The sequence below is a fragment of the Citrobacter sp. CK191 genome (genome assembly GCF_030333435.1).
GTDB classification, from domain to species: Bacteria; Pseudomonadota; Gammaproteobacteria; order Enterobacterales; family Enterobacteriaceae; genus Citrobacter_B; species Citrobacter_B koseri.
Map to the genome: position 1 here is coordinate 59,349 of NZ_JAOWFX010000021.1, position 20,880 is coordinate 80,228.

Here is a 20,880-nt window from a genome sequence, read left to right on the forward strand (position 1 = left end):
TCGGGCGCAGTTGTCAGTTCAGGCCAAGAAAATACTGGGCGATTTTAAAGTAGATAATCAGTCCGGTGCCGTCGATCAGCGTGGCGATAAACGGCGCAGAGACCACCGCAGGGTCGATGCCGATGCGCTTGAGCACCATCGGGATCACTGATGACACCACCGCGCTCCACAGCGTAATGCATACCAGCGTCAGGCTGACGATCAGCGTGATTTCCACGCCGATACCCATCATCCAGGCGCGCAGACAACCCGCCAGGCCCAGCGTTATGGCGATCAGCAGCGAGGTCGATGCCTCTTTGCGAATGACCCGCCCTATGTCGCGCAGCCGCACTTCGCCCAGCGCCATTGCGCGCACCAGCGTAGAGGTTATTTGCGTGCCGCTGTTGCCGCCGGTGCCAATCAGCAGGGGAATGAAGAAGGCCAGCGCAATCGCTGACTCCAGCGCCTCTTCGAAATGTTGCAGTACGCTACTGGTATAGGCTTCCGCCACAAACAGCAACAGCAGCCACACAGAACGTTTCTTCCACAGCGTCCACGGGCTGATGTCCAGATACGGTTTCTCCAGCGGCAGCGTCGCCCCCTGGCGCTGCACGTCTTCAGTGACGTCATCTTCCAGAAGATGGGCAATCTCTTTTTCCATCAGGCAGCCGACCAACTCGCCTTTATCGACGACCGGCACCAGATCGAGCTGGCGTTCGGTCAGCTCGGCAATGATGTGTGGACGTTCGTCGTCGGGTTTGACGCGAAACAGGCAACTGTCCATTAAGGCGTGGATAGATTGCGCCGTGTCGCTTGCCTGTAAAAGTTTCTTGATGGATAAAACCCCGCGCAGCTGTTTTTCCGCAACCACAAACACCTGGCCGGGAATATCATCTGAGGTGAGTTGCGACACAAAGAATTCACGCGCCTCGTGAACGCTGAGATGATCCGGCAGCGTAATAAAATCGGTACGCATATATTGCGCGATAGCATCGCCGTCAAAAGCCGGAGCCGGGTGATGTGCGTTGCAAACGTGGATGGATGACATTGAGTAATTCCCTATAAAAAGCTCTCATAGGGGCGAACAAGACAGGATGAGCACAGGCAGATCCCTACGTCCTGGTTTTAGCACTGCACAACGTATCTGTCCGATAGTGATATCGTCAGAAGTTACCTTGGCAACACCTTGATTCGATGGATGCCTGTATTTCCCTGAGTGGTCTCTCTCGATACCAGCAGGGCGGTAACTTATATTTGTGCAGGAGCCTCGCCATAACGAGATCGATAAAATGAGCCGCCAGTATAGAGAATGTTAACCATTCACAATGTTTATAATTTAGATGGTTTATCAACGGTTGATATACCACATCGTCTCTCTGCCAATAAAAGCCAGCGAAACCCATTAAAGAATGAAGTGAATAGACATCACGGGTATTGGTGTTAGTATTTCATTGATAGTACATATGAGTATGCGTGTTTCATTTACGGCCAGGAACGCTGATGATGACAACATTAGTACCCGTTTTTCGAGCATTTCCGTCATTCACTTTCCTTTACGGCGAGCGCCGCGCTGACGCCTGCATGCCGTCTGGCCATTTTCTTTTTTTCCTTCTTATCCCGGATGGAATATCCCGCTGAACATGTGTTCGGGGGTGTTGTGACACGCATTGTTGGCTAACAGGGATCACGGCGGGTCGGATATGGACAAAATAAAGCGTCATCTGGTGTGGTGGAGTGTTGGCATCCTGGTGGCAATAGCAGCCGTAGCGTGGTGGATGCTACGTCCTGCTGGCGTACCGGATGGCTTTGCCGCCAGCAACGGCAGAATTGAGGCAACAGAAGTCGATATTGCCACCAAAATCGCCGGTCGAATTGACACCATTCTGGTGTCGGAAGGGCAGTTTGTACGCCAGGGCGAGGTGCTGGCGAAGATGGACACCCGCGTGTTGCAGGAACAGCGGCTGGAAGCCATCGCGCAAATCAAAGAGGCTGAAAGCGCGGTTGCCGCCGCGCGCGCCCTGCTGGAGCAACGCCAGAGCGAAACGCGCGCCGCCCAGTCGGTGGTGAAGCAGCGTGAAGCCGAGCTGGATTCGGTCTCCAAACGTCATGTGCGTTCCCGTTCGCTGTCGCAGCGCGGTGCGGTTTCCGCTCAACAGCTGGATGACGATCGCGCCGCTGCCGAAAGCGCTCGCGCCGCGCTGGAATCCGCCAAAGCCCAGGTCTCTGCGACGAAAGCGGCGATTGAAGCGGCCCGCACCAGCATTATTCAGGCGCAGACCCGCGTAGACGCGGCGCAGGCTACCGAACGACGCATTGTGGCGGACATCGATGACAGTGAATTAAAAGCGCCGCGAGATGGCCGCGTCCAGTACCGCGTTGCCGAACCGGGAGAGGTGCTGTCTGCGGGCGGCCGGGTGCTGAATATGGTCGATCTCAGCGATGTCTACATGACCTTCTTCCTGCCGACCGAGCAGGCCGGCCTGCTGAAAATTGGCGGAGAAGCGCGCCTGGTGCTGGATGCCGCGCCCAGCCTGCGCATTCCGGCCACCATCAGTTTTGTCGCCAGTGTTGCGCAGTTCACGCCGAAAACCGTCGAAACCAGCGATGAACGGCTGAAGCTGATGTTCCGCGTGAAGGCGCGTATCCCGCCAGCGCTGTTACAGCAGCATCTGGAATACGTTAAAACCGGTTTGCCGGGTATGGCATGGGTGCGGCTGGATGAACAGCGCCCCTGGCCTGACGATCTGGCGGTGAGGCTGCCGCAATGACGAACCTGGCGCGTCTTCCCATTCCTACCGTGGCGCACCTTGACGGCGTGAGTCAGCATTACGGGGCAACGGTGGCGCTGAACAACATCACGCTGGATATCCCCGCTCGCTGTATGGTGGGGCTGATTGGCCCGGATGGCGTCGGTAAGTCGAGCCTGCTGTCGCTTATCTCCGGCGCGCGCGTTATCGAGCAGGGCAATGTGCGGGTGCTGGGCGGCGACATGCGCGACGCGACGCACCGCCGCGATGTCTGCCCACGGATAGCCTGGATGCCGCAGGGGCTGGGAAAGAACCTCTACCATACGCTGTCGGTGTATGAGAACGTCGATTTCTTCGCGCGTCTCTTCGGGCATGATAAAGCGGAGCGTGAAGCGCGAATTACCGATCTGCTGAACAGCACCGGGCTGGCGCCGTTTCGCGATCGCCCGGCGGGGAAGCTCTCGGGCGGCATGAAACAAAAACTGGGGCTGTGCTGCGCGCTGATCCATGACCCGGAACTGCTGATTCTTGACGAGCCTACCACCGGGGTTGACCCGCTTTCCCGCGCCCAGTTCTGGGCGTTGATCGACAGCATTCGTCAGCGCCAGACTAACATGAGCGTGCTGGTCGCCACGGCCTATATGGAAGAAGCCGAGCGTTTCGACTGGCTGGTGGCAATGAACGCAGGTGAAGTGATGGCGACGGGCAGTGCGCAAGAACTGCGGGACAAAACCGGCAGCGCCACGCTGGAGCAGGCGTTTATCGCCCTGTTGCCAGAGGCGCAGCGCCAGGCGCACAAACCCGTTGTTATCCCGCCTTATGATGCGACGCAGGAAGAGATCGCTATTGAGGCGAAAGATCTGACCATGCGGTTTGGCAATTTCGTCGCCGTCGATCACGTCAATTTCCGCATCCCGCGCGGAGAGATTTTTGGTTTTCTGGGATCGAACGGCTGCGGCAAGTCCACCACCATGAAAATGCTCACCGGGCTGCTGCCTGCCAGCGAAGGGGAAGCCTGGCTGTTCGGACAGTCGGTTGACCCGAAGGATATCGAAACCCGCCGCCGGGTGGGTTACATGTCGCAGGCGTTTTCACTCTACAGCGAGCTGACCGTGCGGCAAAACCTGGAGCTACATGCCCGCCTGTTCCACATCCCGGACGCAGAGATTCCGCAGCGCGTAGCGCAGATGAGCGAGCGTTTTATGCTCTCTGACGTCGAAGATATGCTGCCGGAAGCGCTGCCGCTCGGTATTCGCCAGCGCTTGTCGCTGGCGGTGGCGGTGATCCATCGCCCGGAAATGCTGATTCTGGATGAGCCGACCTCCGGCGTGGACCCGGTCGCCAGGGATATGTTCTGGCAGTTGATGGTGGATCTGTCGCGCCAGGATAAGGTGACCATTTTTATCTCCACCCACTTTATGAACGAAGCGGAACGCTGTGACCGCATGTCGCTGATGCACGCCGGAAAGGTGCTTGCCAGCGGCACGCCGCAGGAACTGGTAGAGCGGCGGGGCGCTGCCAGTCTTGAAGAGGCGTTTATCTCCTGGTTACAGGAAGCCGCAGGGCCAGCGCCAGTATCACCGCTGCCGCCAGCGGACGCGCCAGACGCTCATAAAACGAGTAAACCGCCGCGCCAGGGCTTTAGTCTGCGACGTCTGTTCAGCTATAGCCGCCGTGAAGCGCTGGAGCTGCGCCGCGATCCGGTGCGATCAACGCTGGCCTTGCTGGGGACGGTCATTTTGATGCTGATCATGGGCTACGGTATCAGCATGGATGTGGAAAACCTGCGCTTTGCCGTGCTCGATCGCGATCGGACCGTCAGCAGCCAGGCCTGGTCGTTGAACCTGGCGGGGTCTCGCTATTTTATCGAGCAGCCGCCGCTCACCAGCTATGACGATCTTGACCGGCGTATGCGCTCGGGCGAGGTGGCGGTCGCGATAGAACTTCCGCCCAATTTTGGACGGGATATCGCCCGCGGCACGCCGGTGCAGATTGGCGTGTGGGTGGATGGCGCAATGCCCAGTCGCGCGGAAACGGTAAGGGGATACGTACAGGCGATGCACCAGAGCTGGCTACAGGATGTGGCGAGCCGTCAGCCGAATGCCAGCAGCCAGGGCGGGCTGATGACCATTGAAACGCGCTATCGCTACAACCCGGATGTGAAAAGCCTGCCAGCGATTGTGCCGGCGGTGATTCCGCTGCTGTTGATGATGATCCCGTCGATGCTCAGCGCCCTGAGCGTGGTGCGTGAAAAAGAGCTGGGATCGATTATCAACTTGTATGTGACGCCGACCACCCGCAGCGAATTTTTACTCGGTAAACAGTTGCCGTACATCGCGCTGGGGATGCTGAACTTCCTGTTGCTCTGCGCGCTGTCGGTGTTTGTTTTTGGCGTGCCGCATAAGGGCAGCTTCCTGACGCTCACCCTGGCGGCGCTGCTCTACGTCACCATCGCCACCGGAATGGGGCTGCTGATTTCGACGTTTATGAAAAGCCAGATCGCCGCGATTTTCGGCACCTCGATCATTACGCTGATCCCGGCGACGCAGTTCTCCGGGATGATCGACCCGGTGGCGTCGCTGGAAGGGCCGGGGAGATGGATCGGCGAGATCTACCCGACCAGCCATTTTCTGACGATCGCGCGCGGTACGTTCTCGAAAGCGCTGGATCTGATGGATCTCTGGCCGCTGTTCGTGCCGTTGGCGATCGCCATTCCGCTGGTGATTGGCCTGAGCGTATTGCTGCTGAAAAAACAGGAGGGGTGATGCGCCGATTACGCAATATTTATAACCTCGGCATCAAAGAGTTACGCAGCCTGCTGGGGGATAAGGCAATGCTGACGCTGATTGTCTTTGCCTTCACGATTTCGGTGTACTCCTCCGCCACCGTTCTGCCGGGCTCGCTGCACCTTGCGCCAATCGCGATTGCCGATATGGACCAGTCTCAGCTGTCGAATCGCATTGTGAACAGCTTCTATCGCCCGTGGTTCCTGCCGCCGGAGATGATCACCGCCGATGAGATGGACGCCGGACTGGATGCCGGACGTTACACCTTTGCCGTCAATATTCCGCCCAATTTCCAACGGGATGTGCTGGCGGGGCGGCAGCCGGATATTCAGGTGAACGTCGATGCGACGCGCATGAGTCAGGCGTTTACCGGCAACAGCTATATCCAGAACATCATCAGCGGCGAGGTGAACAGCTTTGTGGCGCGTTACCGCGACAATAGCGAGCCGCTGGTCTCGCTGGAAACCCGGATGCGCTTCAACCCGAATCTGGATCCGGCATGGTTCGGCGGCGTAATGGCGATTATTAATAACATCACCATGCTGGCGATTGTGCTGACCGGCTCGGCGCTGATCCGCGAGCGGGAGCACGGGACGATTGAACACCTGCTGGTGATGCCGATCACCCCGTTTGAGATCATGATGGCGAAGGTCTGGTCGATGGGGCTGGTGGTGCTGGTGGTTTCCGGGCTGTCGCTGATGCTGATGGTGAAGGGGGTACTCGGCGTGCCGATTGAGGGCTCCATTCCGCTGTTTATGCTGGGGGTCGCGTTAAGCCTGTTCGCCACCACGTCTATCGGGATTTTTATGGGCACTCTGGCGCGTTCGATGCCGCAACTGGGGCTGCTGATGATTCTGGTGCTGCTGCCGTTGCAGATGCTCTCCGGCGGTTCCACGCCGCGTGAAAGTATGCCGCAGGTGGTGCAGGACATCATGCTGACGATGCCGACCACTCACTTTGTCAGCCTCGCGCAGGCGATACTTTATCGCGGCGCCGGGTTTGGCATCGTCTGGCCGCAGTTTCTGACGCTGCTGGCGATCGGCAGCGCTTTCTTCCTGATAGCGCTACTGCGTTTCAGAAAGACGATTGGCACGATGGCGTAAACATTATTGCCGGATGGCGGCTACGCCTTATCCGGCCTGTGAACTACCAACGGAAATGGACGTAGGCCGGGCAAGCGAAGCGCCCCTGGCAACGAAACGGGCAATCACTCTTCCTTCGGCAAACACTGCAAATGACCGTGGCGCACGCCGCGCTGGGCGATGACGTCATCGGCAAAATGCTGAACGTCGCCCATATCGCCTTTCAGTACGGCGATCTCCAGACAGTCGTCGTGATTAATGTGTACATGCAGCGTCGCCACCGACAAATCATGGTGATGATGCTGAGTGGAAACGATGCGGCTGGCTAAATCGCGTTTCTCATGCTCATAAACATACGAGAGCACCGCGAAGCCCTGGGTGCCGTGCTCCTGCGTGGCCTCCTGCGCCAGCGCGCCGCGCAGAATGTCACGAATCGCTTCGGAGCGGTTGTTGTAGCCCCGGCGCTGGCTCAGGCTATCCAGCGTTTCGAGTAAATCGTCATCGAGAGTAATAGTGACACGTTGCATCTGAATTAAACCTTTTCTGTCGCGCGATGGCGCACGGGAAATGCGGGAAGTACCGCATTTTGTAACACACGCCCGGCGTCAGAGGAAAAGGTTAATGTGTCACCTACGGTTCGCGTCTCAACAATCTGCCCTTCATCCATCACCATTACCCGGTGGCAAAAACGTTCCACCAGACGTAAATCGTGGGTGATAAACAGACAGGCGGTGCCGAACTGCTGTTGCAGCTTTTTGAGCAGACGAATGACGCCCGCCTGCAATACCAGATCGAGGTTGGAGACCGCTTCATCCAGAATCAGTAATTTGGGTTCGACCGCCAGCGCCCGCGCCAGGCAGACGCGCTGTAATTGCCCGCCGCTCAGCTGTGGCGGACGTTTATCCAGAAGCGTGTCGTCCAGATCCACCGCCCGCAGCATCTCGCTGGCGCGCGCGATTTGCTCGGCTCTGGAAAGCGACAGCAAATGGCGCATCGGTTCACGCAGGATCTCGCGTACGGTTTTACGCGGGTTTACCGCGCTGATTGAGTCCTGAAACACCATCTGGATATCACGGCGAAACGCTTTTTGTCTGGCCCGGTTAAGCGTGGAGAGCGGCTCGCCCTGCCAGCAGACGCGGCCCTGCGTCGGCGATTCCAGCCCGACCAGCAGGCGGGCAAGCGTGCTTTTCCCGCAGCCGCTACGCCCCAATAACGCCACGGTTTCGCCGCTTTTCAGGCTTAATGACACTTCTTTCAGCACCGTGTGATGCTGATGTTTGCCGCTGAGGTTAGCGTGCGCGTATTGATGGGAAATACCGCTTACCGTCAGTAACGTCATGAGGCTAACTCCATACCGTACAGCGCGAGATGCGCCGAAACCAGATTACGCGTCACGCTATGCTGCGGGGTGCGGAATAACGTTTCAACGTCACCCAGTTCTACGATCTTGCCGTTGTCCATTACTGCCACATCGTCCGCCAGTCGCGCGACGACGCCCATATCATGAGTGACCAGCAGCATACCGGGCGCGCGGCTACGCATAATGCTTTCCAGGAGATCGAGGATTCGTGCCTGGGCGACCACGTCCAGGTCGGTTGTTGGTTCGTCCGCGATGATGAACGGCGCGTCACACAGCAGCGCCATCGCAATCATCATGCGTTGCAGCATGCCGCCGCTCATCTCGAACGGGTAAAGCTTCAGTACCCGCGCGGCATTTTCCAGACCTACCGCCTCCAGCGCCGCGATAAGCGTGGCGTCATCCGCCGGTTTACCTGCCGCCAGGCAGGTTTCTTTTGCGTGGGCCGCCATCGTGTGCAGCGGATTAAAGGCGCTGCGCGGGTTCTGCATGATGGTCGCGACCTTAATTCCACGCAGCTTGCAGGGGGAAATCGGCTGACCATCGGCCAGAATGGCGCCCGCTGTCTGACGCACGCCTGCGGGCAGGATGCCCAGCGTCGCCGCGCAGGTCAGCGATTTACCGCTGCCGCTGCCGCCTACCAGCGCCAGTACGCGCCCGCGCCTGAGCGCTAACGACACGCCGTGCACCAACGGTCTGTCTGCTTGCAACACAATGTTTTGTAATTCAATTTGTTGTGGCATCAGTGGGCATGCTCCGTCACCAGATGAGGGTCGAGGTGATCGCGCAGGGCGTCACCCACCATGTTAAAGGCCATCACGCTGATAAACAGCGCCAGTCCCGGCCAGAACATCTGTAGCGGCTGAGTCCAGATATACTGGCGCGCATCGTTAATCATTACGCCCCATTCCGGCGTTGGCGCAGTGACGCCGAGGCCGAGGAATGACATCCCGGCGACGTGCAGCATCATATGGCCGATATCCAGCGTCGCCAGCACGAGCAGGGAGGGGATCACCGCCCCGGCCAGGTGGTCGATAAACACGCGCACATGCCCGGCGCCGGAAAGGCGCGAGGCGAGCACAAATTCACGCTGGCGCAGGGATATCACCAGGCTGCGCACCATCCGCGCATACCAGGCCCAGTGCGACAGGGCGATTGCGATGATGACGTTGGTCAGCCCCGTCCCCAACACGCCCACGAGGAAAAAAGAGAGGATGGAGGTCGGGAACGTCATAAAGATATCCGCGACGCGCATGGTGAACTGATCGACGCGACCGCCCATCAGCCCGGCGCTGCCGCCGACGATCAGCCCCAGCGCTAACACCAGCAACAAACAGGCGATTACGGAACCGAGCGAGACGCGGGTTGCCGCCAGCAGACGGGAGAAAATATCGCGCCCCAGATGGTCGGTGCCCAGCCAGTGCTGGCTGTCCGGCGACAGTAAACGTGACGGTAAATCAATCGCCTGCGGATCGTACGGCAACCACCACTGGCTGGTGAGCGCGATGATCGCCAGCAAAGCGATAATGAGGAGCGCCAGGCGCACCGGCCAGCGTGCAGAGAGAAAAAAATTCACGAATGCGCTCCTTCATGGCGACGAATGCGCGGGTCCAGCGCGGCGTTCAGCAGGTCAACAATCAGGTTACAGACCACGAAAACCACCACCATAATGAGCGTAAAGCACTGAATGACCGGGTAGTCGCGGTTAAAAATGGCTGACACCGCATAGCGCCCGACGCCCGGCCAGGCGAAGATGTTTTCGATAATCATCGTGCCGCCAATCAGTTCGCCAATGTGCATCCCGACGGCGGTAATCATGGGTAGCGACGCGTTACGCAGAATATGGCGGCGCTCGGTTTGTTTCGCGTTCAGGCCGCGCAGACGCGCCCATGTGACGTGGCGCTGACCGGCGACTTCCAGCATGCTGGCGCGCAGCAGGCGGGCGTTAATCGCCAGCGACATAAACGCAATCGACACCGCAGGCAGAATGATGTGCTGCCAGCCGCCGTAGCCCATTGCCGGTAGCCACTTTAAATACACCGAGAAGAACATCACCAGCAGGAAGGCGAGCCAGAAGTTGGGCATTGATACGCCGAGAAACGCGATCAGCCGCACGATGAAGTCCGGCAGACGGTCACGATGGCGCGCCGCCCAGATCCCCAGCGGTACAGACGTGAGCAGGATCAGCACCAGCGCCGCACCCGCCAGCTGTAGCGTGGCGGGCAGAAAGTTCAGTACGTCCTCCAGCACCGGGCGCTGAGTAGCGAAAGAGATGCCAAAATCCAGATGCAGCGCTTTCCACAGCCAGGAGCCGTACTGTACGACCAGCGGTTGATCCAACCCCAGCATAACCCGCGTGGAGGCGACCATCTCTGGCGTTGGCGGTAAGTTAGAGAGCCGCAGATAGTCGAGCGCCGGGTCGCCGGTGCCCATGCGCAGCATCAAAAAGATAATCACCGACGCGGCGAAAATCATCGGGATCAGCAGCAAAATGCGCCGCACAATATAACGCAGCATCAGGGTTTCACCGGGTTGATCTGTTCAAATGGGATCTCGGAGGTGATGGGCGCATAAGGAATTTTCCCCAGCTCGGGTTTCGCCACCACCATCATCGACATATAGCTGATGGGCAGATACACCGCATCGTTATGCAGACGCGTCAGGATGTCGCGATACAGAGACTTACGCTGCGCCTCATCGGTGGTGGTGAGCACCTCGCCAATTTCTTTATCAATTTGCGCTTTGTCCGGCAGCCCGAGCTGCGCCTGATAATCGGCGTGGGACGGTACGCGCATTGAGCTCATAAACGCATGCGGATCGTACGGCGCGCCCCAGGTGCGGGAGAAAATCATCCCGAAACGGCCATCGCGCATACGGGCATAAATACTGCTCTCTTCCTCGCCTACCAGCGACACATCGACGCCCACTTTGCGCATATCGGCCTGGATGATTTCCGCCATTGATTTGCTCAGCGCGTCGGTGCCGATATAGGCCAGCTCAACGTGCAGCGGCTGACCGGCTTTTTCACGAATGGTTTTCCCGGCAGGCAATGTCCAGCCCGCTTTTTCCAGCAGCGCATTAGCCTGTTGGGGATCGTACTGGCGTGGTTTCAGGCCAATGTCGGCGTAAGGCACGGAGGGGGCAAACAGCGTATCGGCGATCTGCTGGGTGCCGTACAGAGCATTATCGATCAGCGATTTTTTATTTACCGCATAGTTCAGCGCTTCACGCACCGCCAGCTCGTTGGTTGGCGCTTTGGCGGAGTTCAGCGCCAGCATGACGGTCTCAACCGGCGCGGAAAGCTGGGTACGGTATTCCGGCGTCTGGCTGAAACGGGCGAAGGTATCGAGCGGCAGCAGTCCTTCATTGCCATACAGCAGGTCAATGTCGCCGGTCTCAAAGGCCACCGCGCGGGTCGTCGGGTCCGGGATCACTTTAATCGTTATCTGGCGGATCGCAGGTTTTTCGCCCCAGTAGTGGTCATTGCGTACCAGCACGTCGTACTGGTTGAGCTTCGACGCTTTCAGAACCCACGGCCCGGTTCCGACAGGCGCTTTAATGCCGTTCATCGTTTCGTTGTTTTTAAACTGGGACGGGGCGATAAAGCGGAAAGGGCGCGGCAGGGCGAGTTCTTGCAGGAAAGGATAATAGGCGCTTTTCAGGGTGATTTGCAGTTCGGTTTTACTCAGCGCTTTGACGTCGGTGATTTGGTTCGTCAGCTCCAGCCAGGCATGGCGCTGGCGGTTATCAAGCACCGCGCGGAAGTTCTCTGCTGCGGCCTGGGCGTCAAATGCTTCGCCGTTAGAGAAGGTTACGTCATCGCGCAGCGTAAACACCCAGGTTTTGCCATCTGCCGAGTGGGTCCAGCTTTTTGCCAGCCAGGGTTTTACTGAACCATCCGCCTGATACTTCACCAGCGGTTCATACACCATGCTCTGGGCGAACATCTGGTTAGGCGTATAAAGGTGCGGGTTTAGCGGCCCTACGTTTACCGGCCATGCGGTGGTGATCTCGTCAGGTGCGGCGGCATGCGCGAGGAATGACGCACAGGCCAGCAGCGCAAAAAGTGTGCGGCGTAGTCTGGACAAAATGGTGGCCCCGATTAAAAAGAGGTACGACTAAATGAGTATGACGATTCTAAAGATTCATCATACTTTTGACGTGTTCTGGATCAATAGTTGGGCGGTCAAAGGGGGAAGGTATACGAAAATCATATGGTAGCGGATGTTTTCTATGAGGAGATTATTTCACTCTGAAATATTGTTCCGTTCACTTTATGTCCCGCATTTCTCTGAAGACTCACTACCCGTGAACGTGCAAGGGAGGCTCACCGCCGCCTCCCTTGCAACCCTGGCTCTCCGGCAAGGAAAATCGCCGCTGCGCGGTTTATTCGCCTTATTCCGTCTGCCTTTCGGGTCGGGGTCGAGCCTGCGTCCCGGCAGGCCGTCCCCTCCGCCCGCGTCCCTGCGGGCGGACCCGGTCAGCCGTCAACGTCTCATCGATTTTCAGCCGGAACAGGGGCATTGCTGCAATGCTCTGATTTTCAGCCGCACCGGTTTTGCTGTTAAAAAACAAACCGCAGAAATGGTCTGCCGGGAGCGGGGATTGTTAAGGGGGCAGCGATAGCCCCCTTAACGCGTTCACGGGTGATGAAATTCCAGAGAAATGCTGAACCTAAAGTGAACGGAATCACGCGTCAGAATGAAATGTTCTCCGTAAAGATTTAACGGCAGGCATGACATACAAATTTACGCGATGGATTCCAGGCGCTGCACGCAATCGGCGGTCAGCGTGAACGGTGTCGGCGTGCAGACCGCCAGACTCAGGGTATCGAGCTGGCACTGGCTGACCGACAACGCCGAGTTGAGCGTGCTGTCCACGCTGACGATTTGCCAGGCGCTGCCGCCGCGCTGTTTTACGATAGCCTCTTTGCGCGTCCAGATGCGCCAGAACGCCGTCAGCTGTTGTTCGGGATGTTCGGCTTCTACTTCCGCATGTTCGCCAAGGCTGAACACCGCGTTGGCCAGCGACCGCCAGTTATCTCGCGGGCGGATCACTTCAATGTCGCAGCCGACTTCGCCCTCGTCGCTCAGCAGCAGGGCGATATCGTCCCCGCTATGACTCAGGTTAAACCAGAGCCGGGTGTCAGGAGAAAAAGCAGGTTTTCCCTGTTCGCCATACACAATCTCCGGCAATGGCGAAAGGGCGTGGGAAAGCAGCACGCGACCGGCCAGCCAGCGCGCGCGGCGAGCGCCCTGCGGCGCCTGTGCGTACAGTGGCGACGGCAGCGTGCCTGTGCTCAGTGTCGAAACTTTTCCCAGAACAATCCGGTACATATCAGGGCCAACGTTTAATAATGATAGAAGTATTGATGCCGCCAAACGCAAAGTTGTTGCTTTGCAAAAATTCACAATCAATCTTGCGGGCTTCACCCATGATGTAATCCAGCGCGCCGCATTGGGTATCCGGCTGACTCAAGTTTAGCGTAGGTGCAAACCAACCTTCACGCATCATTTGCAGACTCATCCAGGCTTCCAGTGCCCCGCAGGCGCCAAGGGTATGCCCAAAGTAGCTTTTTAGCGAGGAGATCGGCACATTATCGCTATAAATTGCGGCCGTTGCCTGACTTTCTGCGATATCGCCCCGATCGGTCGCCGTGCCGTGGGCAGAAATGTACCCTATATCCCGTGCGCTTAAGCCTGCTATTTTCAGCGATTGTTCCATGCAAATCTGCATGGTTTCACGCTGTGGCTGGGTGATATGCGCGGCGTCGCAGTTAGTGGCAAAGCCGATGATTTCGCCGTAAATGGTCGCCCCTCGGGCTTTGGCATGTTCCAGCTCTTCGAGAATCAGCGTCCCTGCGCCTTCGCCAATTACCAGACCGTCGCGCTTTTCATCGAACGGCGAAGGCGTCGTTTTCGGTTCGTCATTGCGCTGGCTGGTGGCGAACAGCGTGTCAAAAACCGCCGCTTCAGACGGGCATAACTCTTCTGCGCCGCCTGCGACCATCACCGTCTGGTAGCCGTGACGAATCGCTTCCCAGGCATAACCAATCGCCTGACTGCCGGAGGTGCAGGCGCTGGACGTCGGGATCACGCGGCCCCGCAGGCCAAAGAACAGCCCGGTGTTGACGGCGGTGGTGTGTGGCATCATCTGCACGTAAGTGGTGCCGGTGATGTTGTTGGTGTGTTTTTCCGTCAGCATGGTGGCGAATTCGCTCACCGGGCCGGTACTGCCGGTAGAAGAACCATAGGCAATTCCGGTTTCGCCGTTGGTCAGCACCGCATCGTCGATAAGCCCTGCCTGCTCTAGCGCCAGTTCGGTGGCGCGGGTGGACATGAGTGACACGCGGCCCATCGCCCGAATACGCTTGCGGGTATAGTGTGCCGGTAGGGTGAAATCATCGACTGGCGCGCCAAGCAGCGTATGCAGTCCGTCATAAACCTGCCATTCCGGCATCTGGCGCACGGCGTTTTCGTAAGCGTTCAGTCTGGTGGAAACGTCCTGCCAGTTCTCGCCAAACGCGGTGACGCCGCCCATGCCTGTAATCACAACGCGACGCGTCATAACATCCCTCCATTGATGGATATGACCTGGCGGGTAACGTAACCCGCAATATCCGACATTAAATAACTGGCCAGCCCTGCCACTTCATCTGCCTGGCCCATACGTTTCATTGGGATGATGGACATCGCCTCTTTCAGCGCGGCCTCTTCCATTGCGATCATGCCGGTGTCAATCAGCCCCGGCGCGATGCAGTTGACGGTGATTTTACGTTTTGCCAGCTCAATCGCCAGCGCTTTTGTCGCACCGATAATGCCCGCTTTTGCGGCGCTGTAGTTAACCTGACCACGGTTGCCCATCACGCCGGAAACGGATGACAGGGTAATGATCCGTCCACCCTGACGTGCGCTAATCATCGGCATGATGCACGGCTGAATCACATTGTAAAAGCTGTCGAGATTGGTGTGGATCACGGCATCCCAGTCGTCGTCGCTCAGCGCCGGAAAGGCGGCGTCGCGGGTGATCCCGGCGTTGCTGACCACGCCATACCACGGGCCATGCGCGTCGATATCCTGCTCCAGCACCTCGCGGCATTGCTCGCGACTGGCGACGTCAAAACTGAGCAGACGGCCTGCGCCGCCGACGGCGAGAATGGCATCCAGCGTTTCTTGCGCGCCCTGCGCGTCACGGTGATAGTGAACCCCGACAACAAAGCCGTCAGCCGCCAGTTGACGGGCGATGGCGCGACCGATGCCTTTGCTGGCCCCGGTAACCAGAACGGAACGACTCATGTTGCAGCTCCCTGTTGAAATAGCGTGGTGAGTTCTTCCTGCGTGGGCTGGAACGTATTTACGCGGCCTGTCGCCAGCGTGTCATCCCCCGCATCGATTGTGCATTCAAAGCTGCCGAAACGCTCATCCTGCATGAGTAATGTGGCCCTGATGGTCAGCGTTTCCTCGGCGGGGAGGGCGCCTGCGGCGCAGACGAGTTCACGCGCGCCGAGCACCATGCCCAAAGAGATGGCGCTCTGACCCTGTTGATGACGATGCCAGCCTGACCAGACGCCGACGGTTTGCGCCATCAGTTCCAGCGCGAACCAGCCGGGCAGATTGCCCTGCGGATCAAGAAACGGGGCCAGCACGCCGCCTGGCGCCACGGTGACGCGGCAGGCGGCGGACTCGTCCGTGACGCACTCGACGTCTTCGAGCAGCAACATGGGGGCGTCATGCGGCAGATACTCGCCGGGTGATAAATAGCGACTCATGAAACCCTCCCGAGCAGAATGCTGGCGTTGTTGCCGCCAAAGGCGAACGAGTTAGATAAGATCACCGGGCGTTCAAGCGCGCGCGGTTGTTCGATGATGCCGCAGCGCGGCAACGCCGGGTCACGCGGCGAATCGCTGAAATCCTGCGGCGGCAGCGGCAAGTCGCGTTGCAGAATCAACATGCTGAGGGCGGCTTCGGTGATTCCTGCTGCGCCCAGCGTGTGCCCGGTCAGATGTTTGGTGGAGCTACAGGGCACATTCTCGCCAAACAGTTCACTCACGACTTTCGATTCGATCTGGTCGTTGAGCGGCGTGGCGGTGCCGTGCAGGTTGATATAACCCACCTGCGTCGGCGTGATGCCTGCGTCATTGAGCGCCTGGGTAATCGCGCGAATCGCGCCTTCACCTTGCGGATGCGGCGCGGAAATATGGTACGCGTCGCTGGACTCGCCGACGCCCAGCAGCGCGACAGGCTGCGGTTCGCGGGTCAGCAGCATCAGCGCGGCCCCTTCGCCGATGGTAATGCCGCTGCGATCCCGGCCGAACGGCAGGCATCGCGTTGGAGAGAGCGACTCCAGGCTGTGGAAGCCGTTAATCGGCATCCGGCTTAAGGTGTCCGCGCCGCCGACAATCGCCACGTCCGCCAGACCGGCTTCGATCAGTCGGCGTCCGCTGATGATCGCTCTGGCGCTGGAGGAACAGGCGGTGGAAAGGGTAAACGCCGGGCCATCAAGCGCCAGCCAGCGGCTGAGAAAGCGCGACGGATCGCCCAGCTCCTGCTGCGGGTACTGCCAGGAGAGGCTTTCCTGGCCGTTTAGCGTCAGGTTGACATGGGCATCACCTTCGTCGAGGCCGGAGGTGCTGGTGCCGAGCACCACGGCGACGCGATCGCGGCCATACTGCGCGATGGCTTCATCCACCCGGGGCTGGATCTGCGCGAGCGCGGCCAGCAGCAGCTGATTGTTGCGCGAACGGTGAGCGGCAAAGTCATCGGGGATGGCGGGCAGTTCGCCGTCAACACCGGCGAGCACCGCCTGTGGATGCCCCTGTAGCCAGCCGGAGCGAGGGCGCATGCCAGGCGCCACGCCGCGCGTCAGGTTTGTGGCGATCTCATCCGTATCGTTGCCCAGCGCGTTGATCATACCGACCGCAGAAATATAGATCATATCAGTCACCCAGATATTGAATGGTGATGTGGTATTTGAACACATGCTGCTCAATGCTGATCGGCTCGCGTTTGCCTTTGCGGTTCAGATAGATAATTTCCGTCACCAGCTTACCGCTGGCATTGCGCAGCTCGCGTTTGTCGCCGTTGTCGGTGAGCGTCCATCCCGTCGGCAACTGCGGCTGCCAGGCGCTAATCGGCCAGTGGCTGAGCATTACGTCGGCCAGAACCTGGCTGGCGGGCGGTAGCTGCGGCACCACGATGGACTGCTCGGTGTGCAGCCCTTTCTCATCATAGGTGACAAGGAACAGGCGGATGCCAACCGACGACAGTCCGGCAAGGGTGATTTTTTGCTCGTCGGCATTGAGCATCACCAGCAGCGACTGGGTTTTGCCGTTAAAGCTGCCGGTGAGCAGTTGTTGCGAACTGACCGCCGGAGAGATGCCCGGTGCAGGCAGCGTGACGCGCGCGCCGGGTTCCAGCCACGCCTGCGGGCGGCCTTCCGGCGCTTTCTGCGAGTGGCTGCATCCGGTCAGAATGAGCGCTGCGGTCATCAGCAGAAACTGCCGGATGGCACTACGCTTATCCGGCCTGCGGTTTGTGCGCTGGCGCAGGCCGGATAAGGCAAAGCCGCCATCCGGCAAAAGGTGTCTCAACCAGTGCGCTGTTTGTTTGATCATCTTCTTTTTTTCTCTTTTTTACCGGGCATTGCCAGAGGCGATAACAGAAATGCGGTGAAAATCCCGCTGACCAGTACGATACCGAAACTGCTGATGGCCTGGGTGGCGCTAAAGACCAGCATGCCGAGGGTCAGCAGCGTGGTCATCATCGCCAGCGTAATCGCCAGCAGCGAGGTCAACGGCGTTCCGCGTGGGTTGCTGAAAAACAGCGTATAGTTGATGCCAATCCCCAGCACCAGCACCAGCGCTAACAGCGAGAACAGATTGACCGCATGGCCGCTCAATGTCAGCGCCGCCAGACCGCAGCCCAGCGACAGCACTGACGGCACCAGGCTTACCAGCCCTTTGCGCCAGCCAAGCCTGATCATCGCGCCGCAGGCAATGACCGCCAGCGCCACAAACAGCAGTCCCGTCAGCACATTGCGATAGAGGGCGAACAGTGTGTCGAAGGTGCTTTTTCGGTCAACCCACGCCACGCCGGAATATTGCGTGGCGAGGGCGTTCAGCGCGGCGTTTCGCTTCACGCCGTCTACCGGCACCAGCACGCCGCTTTCGCCATTCTCCCGCGTCAGCCACAGCAGCCGCCAGCCTTCGCTGGCCGGGCTGGCAAGCCAGGCGTCCACCGTTACCGGCATGGCGTTCAGATCCGGGTTAACCGTGGAAAGCCCGGCATTCTGTAGCGCGCGGCTCACCGCCGGAGCGGCGTTTTTCAGTAGCCTCAGATCCTGCTGCTGACGGGCGAGCGAGTTGATCGGAAGCGTGCGATAGCCGCTGAACAGCCCGTCACGTTTTGCCTGTTCCAGCGCTGGGGTAAAGGCTTCCAGCCGCTCCAGCGTTTGCTGTGCGGACTGACCATAAACCACAAACCATTTCTGATCGACGCTCTGCCCGGTCAGGGCGGTGATCGCTTTTTCCTGCGCCAGAATCTGCTGCGGCAGCGCCTGTAGCTGTGAAATATCGTCATCCACATGCAGCGTTGCGATGCCCGCCAGCGAGAAGATCGCCAGCGCCACAGGCAGGCCGATGGACAGTTTTTTATTGCGCCGCCACGCCGCCAGCCAGCGCAACATCAGCACCATTGCCGGAACGGGGCGCACAGGCAGCCCGCGACACAGCCACGGATGCCAGAAAATGACCGTCAGGCAGGAGGCGCTTAATCCCACGGCGGCAAATACCGCCATCTGGCGAATGCCGGGGAAAGGGGCGAGCATCATGATCAGATACGCCGCGACGGTGGTCAGCAGCGCCAGCAGCAGGGCGTTACGCACTTTGGCGAGGCTCTGCCACGGCGACGCGTCGTTGCCGTGCACCATGCGCTCGGTCAGGTAATAAAGCGTATAGTCGGCCGAAATACCGATGATGCTCATGCTCATCACCAGCGTCATCAGGTGCAGCTCGCCGAAAATCAGCAGGGTGACGACGGTTCCGGCCAGCGCGCCGACGCCAATTGATATCAGGCACAGCAGCAGCGGGCGAAGCGAGCGAAAGACCGCCACGATCAGCAGAATCACGCCCAGAACCGTCGCCACGCCAAGGGTGGAGATATCCTGTTTCGCCTGCTGGCTGGCGTAATCACTGTAAAAAACCGTACCGCGCGACAGCAGCTGCGCCTGCGGATAACGCGTTTTTAGTTCACCTTCCAGCGCGCTGAGCGTGGTGACGAGCTGGTGCGTTTGCTGCATATCAAACGACGAACCGGCCAGCTCGCCGTGCAGCAGATACCAGTAGTGCCCCTGCTCATCCTGAGTGACCAGCCAGCCGTCCATCAGCCGCAGACGCTGGCCGTTTTTCGCCATCGCCAGCTGCGAACCGCGCATCAGCATCAGCGGATCGTTTTGCAGCTCTTTACCGCTCACCCCGGAGAAGGCGGAATACAGCTGAGACAGAATCCACTGCGCCTGCGCGTCGTCGCCGTTTTGCAGGCGAGCGCGGGTGGCCTCATCGATCAGGCCGTTGCGATGCTGCCAGAAAAAGGCGCCCCATGCCTGCTGGCTGTCGGCGTCCATCGGGCCTTTGACGTCCGCCAGCGCGTGGGATTTTTGCAACAGCGCGAGCCAGTCGCGCGCCACCTGCGGATCGGCCTGTTTACCCGGGCTTACCAGCCAGACCAGCTGTTGGTCGAGGCGCTGCATGAAACCGTCGTTCAGGCCAGGCGGAATGTTCCCTAAAGCCTGTTTTGGCAGCATTGCCAGCACGCTGCTGTTCAGCCGTGACTGGGGCAGCAGCGTCAGCAATGCGCCCAACATAATCAGGCAGGCGACACCCCATAGCAGCGCGAGGCTTTTACGGTTATTGCGCGGTAAAACGTTGGCGTTCGTCATCGGTCAGTTGAGCGGGCGTCAGTTGGTGTTGAGTGAGTGCGATATCCGTGCGATCGCCTTGTTTATCATTCAGTTGGATTGACTCCAGATACGTTTGTCCGGCCAGGTCAATCGTGGCGAAAATCTTGTCCAGCGGCGTGGTGATCGGCGTCAGTCGCAGCGCCCAGCGTCCCTCGCCTTTATCGGCGAAATCAACGCGGAAGTTCTGCTCCAGCACGCTGCGGTCAGCCTGGAACAGCGCGCGCAGCAGGTGATTAAACTGGAACATCTGCGGGTTGTTTTCGGCGGTGATGACCTGCGGCGGCTGGCCGTTGATCACCTGTACCATCCGTTTGTCGTCCAGCAGCAGTTGCATCGGAAACGGGGCGGTTTGATCCCACAGTAGCCCCTGGTCGCGAGCGATCAGCATCCTGCCCTGGGATCGCAGCGGCTGCGGCAGATCCTTAATCGTCCGGGTTTGATCGAAGTGGGCGCGGACAACCGGCTGTTCGGTAAAGCGCTGTTGCAGATCGTCGAGCGTCAGAGCGCTCACGAACGGGCTGATGATCAGCGCCAGCAGCGGCAGGAATCTCATGGCGTTACTCCCATACGTTCAAACAAAATATCCGGGCTGACGAAGCACATCTCGCGGCTTTTCTCTTCTACCGCCACCTGGATGGTGTAACCCGTCGTGGCGCGTTTTCCCGTCTGCGCATCAAAAATTTCGTAGCCGATGCGCAGGCGGTTTTCGTACTCTTCAAGACGGGCGCGCACCCGAATGCGTTGTTCGAATGTCAGCGCGTTGCGGTACTTCACGCGGGTATCGACCACGGGCCACAGGTAGCCGGACGCTTTCATCTGGCGGTAGCCGTAGTCGAACTGGTTGAGCAGTGCCTCACGGGCAATCTCGAAGTAGCGGAAATAGTTGCCGTGCCACGCGACGCCCATCATATCGACGTCGTGGAACGGAATGGTCAGCTCTACTTCAGCAGTAAAACGGGGATCGTTAAGCACCC

Annotated in this window: 19 protein-coding genes and 1 riboswitch; of the genes, 3 read left to right on the forward strand and 16 right to left on the reverse strand. The window is 59.0% G+C overall.

Translation table 11 applies throughout. The features are described 5' to 3' along the window. Positions 1 to 13: 13 nt before the first annotated feature. The gene (locus OGV82_RS04685; RefSeq protein WP_047460458.1) at positions 14 to 1,027 is read right to left on the reverse strand and encodes a magnesium transporter; all 1,014 of its coding nucleotides are present in this window, start codon (positions 1,025 to 1,027) and stop codon (positions 14 to 16) included. A gap of 55 nt (positions 1,028 to 1,082) precedes the next feature. Next, a riboswitch (M-box (ykoK) riboswitch) is annotated at positions 1,083 to 1,266 on the reverse strand. Positions 1,267 to 1,679: 413 nt separating this feature from the next. On the opposite strand from OGV82_RS04685, the gene OGV82_RS04690 reads away from it, so the two are divergent. The 3 genes from OGV82_RS04690 to OGV82_RS04700 are packed head-to-tail and all read left to right on the forward strand — an operon-like array spanning position 1,680 to position 6,615. Beyond that, positions 1,680 to 2,747, forward strand: coding sequence for an HlyD family secretion protein (locus tag OGV82_RS04690; RefSeq protein ID WP_012135621.1), 1,068 nt, complete (start codon positions 1,680 to 1,682; stop codon positions 2,745 to 2,747). Beyond that, on the forward strand, positions 2,744 to 5,491 hold the full coding sequence (rbbA, locus tag OGV82_RS04695) for a ribosome-associated ATPase/putative transporter RbbA (RefSeq protein ID WP_047460461.1): 2,748 nt from the start codon (positions 2,744 to 2,746) through the stop codon (positions 5,489 to 5,491). The genes OGV82_RS04690 and rbbA overlap by 4 nt, the downstream gene beginning before the upstream one ends. Beyond that, positions 5,491 to 6,615 carry an ABC transporter permease gene (locus OGV82_RS04700; protein ID WP_047460465.1) on the forward strand — a complete coding sequence of 375 codons (1,125 nt, stop codon included), beginning with the start codon at positions 5,491 to 5,493 and terminating at the stop codon, positions 6,613 to 6,615. The genes rbbA and OGV82_RS04700 overlap by 1 nt, the downstream gene beginning before the upstream one ends. Positions 6,616 to 6,719: 104 nt before the next feature. Here OGV82_RS04700 and nikR read toward each other — a convergent pair whose 3' ends face one another. From nikR to OGV82_RS04775, 15 genes are all read right to left on the reverse strand, one after another. Further along, positions 6,720 to 7,121, reverse strand: a complete 402-nt coding sequence (nikR, locus tag OGV82_RS04705) for a nickel-responsive transcriptional regulator NikR (protein ID WP_012135616.1) — start codon at positions 7,119 to 7,121, stop codon at positions 6,720 to 6,722. A 5-nt stretch (positions 7,122 to 7,126) separates the two neighbouring features. Continuing rightward, positions 7,127 to 7,933 carry a nickel import ATP-binding protein NikE gene (gene nikE, locus OGV82_RS04710; RefSeq protein WP_047460469.1) on the reverse strand — a complete coding sequence of 269 codons (807 nt, stop codon included), beginning with the start codon at positions 7,931 to 7,933 and terminating at the stop codon, positions 7,127 to 7,129. Continuing rightward, positions 7,930 to 8,694, reverse strand: coding sequence for a nickel import ATP-binding protein NikD (nikD, locus tag OGV82_RS04715; protein ID WP_047460472.1), 765 nt, complete (start codon positions 8,692 to 8,694; stop codon positions 7,930 to 7,932). The genes nikE and nikD overlap by 4 nt, the downstream gene beginning before the upstream one ends. After that, entirely contained in the window at positions 8,694 to 9,527 is an 834-nt protein-coding gene (nikC, locus tag OGV82_RS04720) for a nickel ABC transporter permease subunit NikC (RefSeq protein WP_012135613.1), read from the reverse strand. Before nikC ends, nikD begins: the two co-directional genes overlap by 1 nt. Further along, positions 9,524 to 10,468, reverse strand: coding sequence for a nickel ABC transporter permease subunit NikB (nikB, locus tag OGV82_RS04725; RefSeq protein ID WP_012135612.1), 945 nt, complete (start codon positions 10,466 to 10,468; stop codon positions 9,524 to 9,526). Before nikB ends, nikC begins: the two co-directional genes overlap by 4 nt. Further along, complete coding sequence (nikA, locus tag OGV82_RS04730; protein WP_047460476.1) at positions 10,468 to 12,042, reverse strand: nickel ABC transporter substrate-binding protein; 1,575 nt, start codon at positions 12,040 to 12,042, stop codon at positions 10,468 to 10,470. The genes nikB and nikA overlap by 1 nt, the downstream gene beginning before the upstream one ends. A gap of 657 nt (positions 12,043 to 12,699) precedes the next feature. Then, positions 12,700 to 13,287 (reverse strand): 4'-phosphopantetheinyl transferase AcpT, encoded by a 588-nt coding sequence (acpT, locus tag OGV82_RS04735; protein WP_047460480.1) that lies wholly within the window; start codon positions 13,285 to 13,287, stop codon positions 12,700 to 12,702. A gap of 1 nt (position 13,288) precedes the next feature. Beyond that, positions 13,289 to 14,518 carry a beta-ketoacyl-ACP synthase gene (locus OGV82_RS04740; protein ID WP_047460483.1) on the reverse strand — a complete coding sequence of 410 codons (1,230 nt, stop codon included), beginning with the start codon at positions 14,516 to 14,518 and terminating at the stop codon, positions 13,289 to 13,291. Beyond that, entirely contained in the window at positions 14,515 to 15,246 is a 732-nt protein-coding gene (locus tag OGV82_RS04745) for a 3-ketoacyl-ACP reductase FabG2 (RefSeq protein WP_012135608.1), read from the reverse strand. The genes OGV82_RS04740 and OGV82_RS04745 overlap by 4 nt, the downstream gene beginning before the upstream one ends. Further along, on the reverse strand, positions 15,243 to 15,719 hold the full coding sequence (locus tag OGV82_RS04750) for a hotdog family protein (RefSeq protein WP_047460488.1): 477 nt from the start codon (positions 15,717 to 15,719) through the stop codon (positions 15,243 to 15,245). The genes OGV82_RS04745 and OGV82_RS04750 overlap by 4 nt, the downstream gene beginning before the upstream one ends. Beyond that, a complete protein-coding gene (locus tag OGV82_RS04755) occupies positions 15,716 to 16,885 on the reverse strand; it encodes a beta-ketoacyl-[acyl-carrier-protein] synthase family protein (RefSeq protein WP_047460491.1) in 1,170 nt (389 codons plus the stop codon). The genes OGV82_RS04750 and OGV82_RS04755 overlap by 4 nt, the downstream gene beginning before the upstream one ends. A gap of 1 nt (position 16,886) precedes the next feature. Next, positions 16,887 to 17,438, reverse strand: coding sequence for a DUF3261 domain-containing protein (locus tag OGV82_RS04760; RefSeq protein WP_096753934.1), 552 nt, complete (start codon positions 17,436 to 17,438; stop codon positions 16,887 to 16,889). 122 nt (positions 17,439 to 17,560) lie between these two features. Beyond that, positions 17,561 to 19,885, reverse strand: coding sequence for an MMPL family transporter (locus OGV82_RS04765; RefSeq protein WP_047460495.1), 2,325 nt, complete (start codon positions 19,883 to 19,885; stop codon positions 17,561 to 17,563). Further along, entirely contained in the window at positions 19,854 to 20,459 is a 606-nt protein-coding gene (locus OGV82_RS04770; protein WP_047460500.1) for a LolA family protein, read from the reverse strand. Before OGV82_RS04770 ends, OGV82_RS04765 begins: the two co-directional genes overlap by 32 nt. Beyond that, the gene (locus OGV82_RS04775) at positions 20,456 to 20,878 is read right to left on the reverse strand and encodes an acyl-CoA thioesterase (RefSeq protein WP_012135602.1); all 423 of its coding nucleotides are present in this window, start codon (positions 20,876 to 20,878) and stop codon (positions 20,456 to 20,458) included. The genes OGV82_RS04770 and OGV82_RS04775 overlap by 4 nt, the downstream gene beginning before the upstream one ends. Between the last annotated feature and the right edge of the window lie 2 nt (positions 20,879 to 20,880).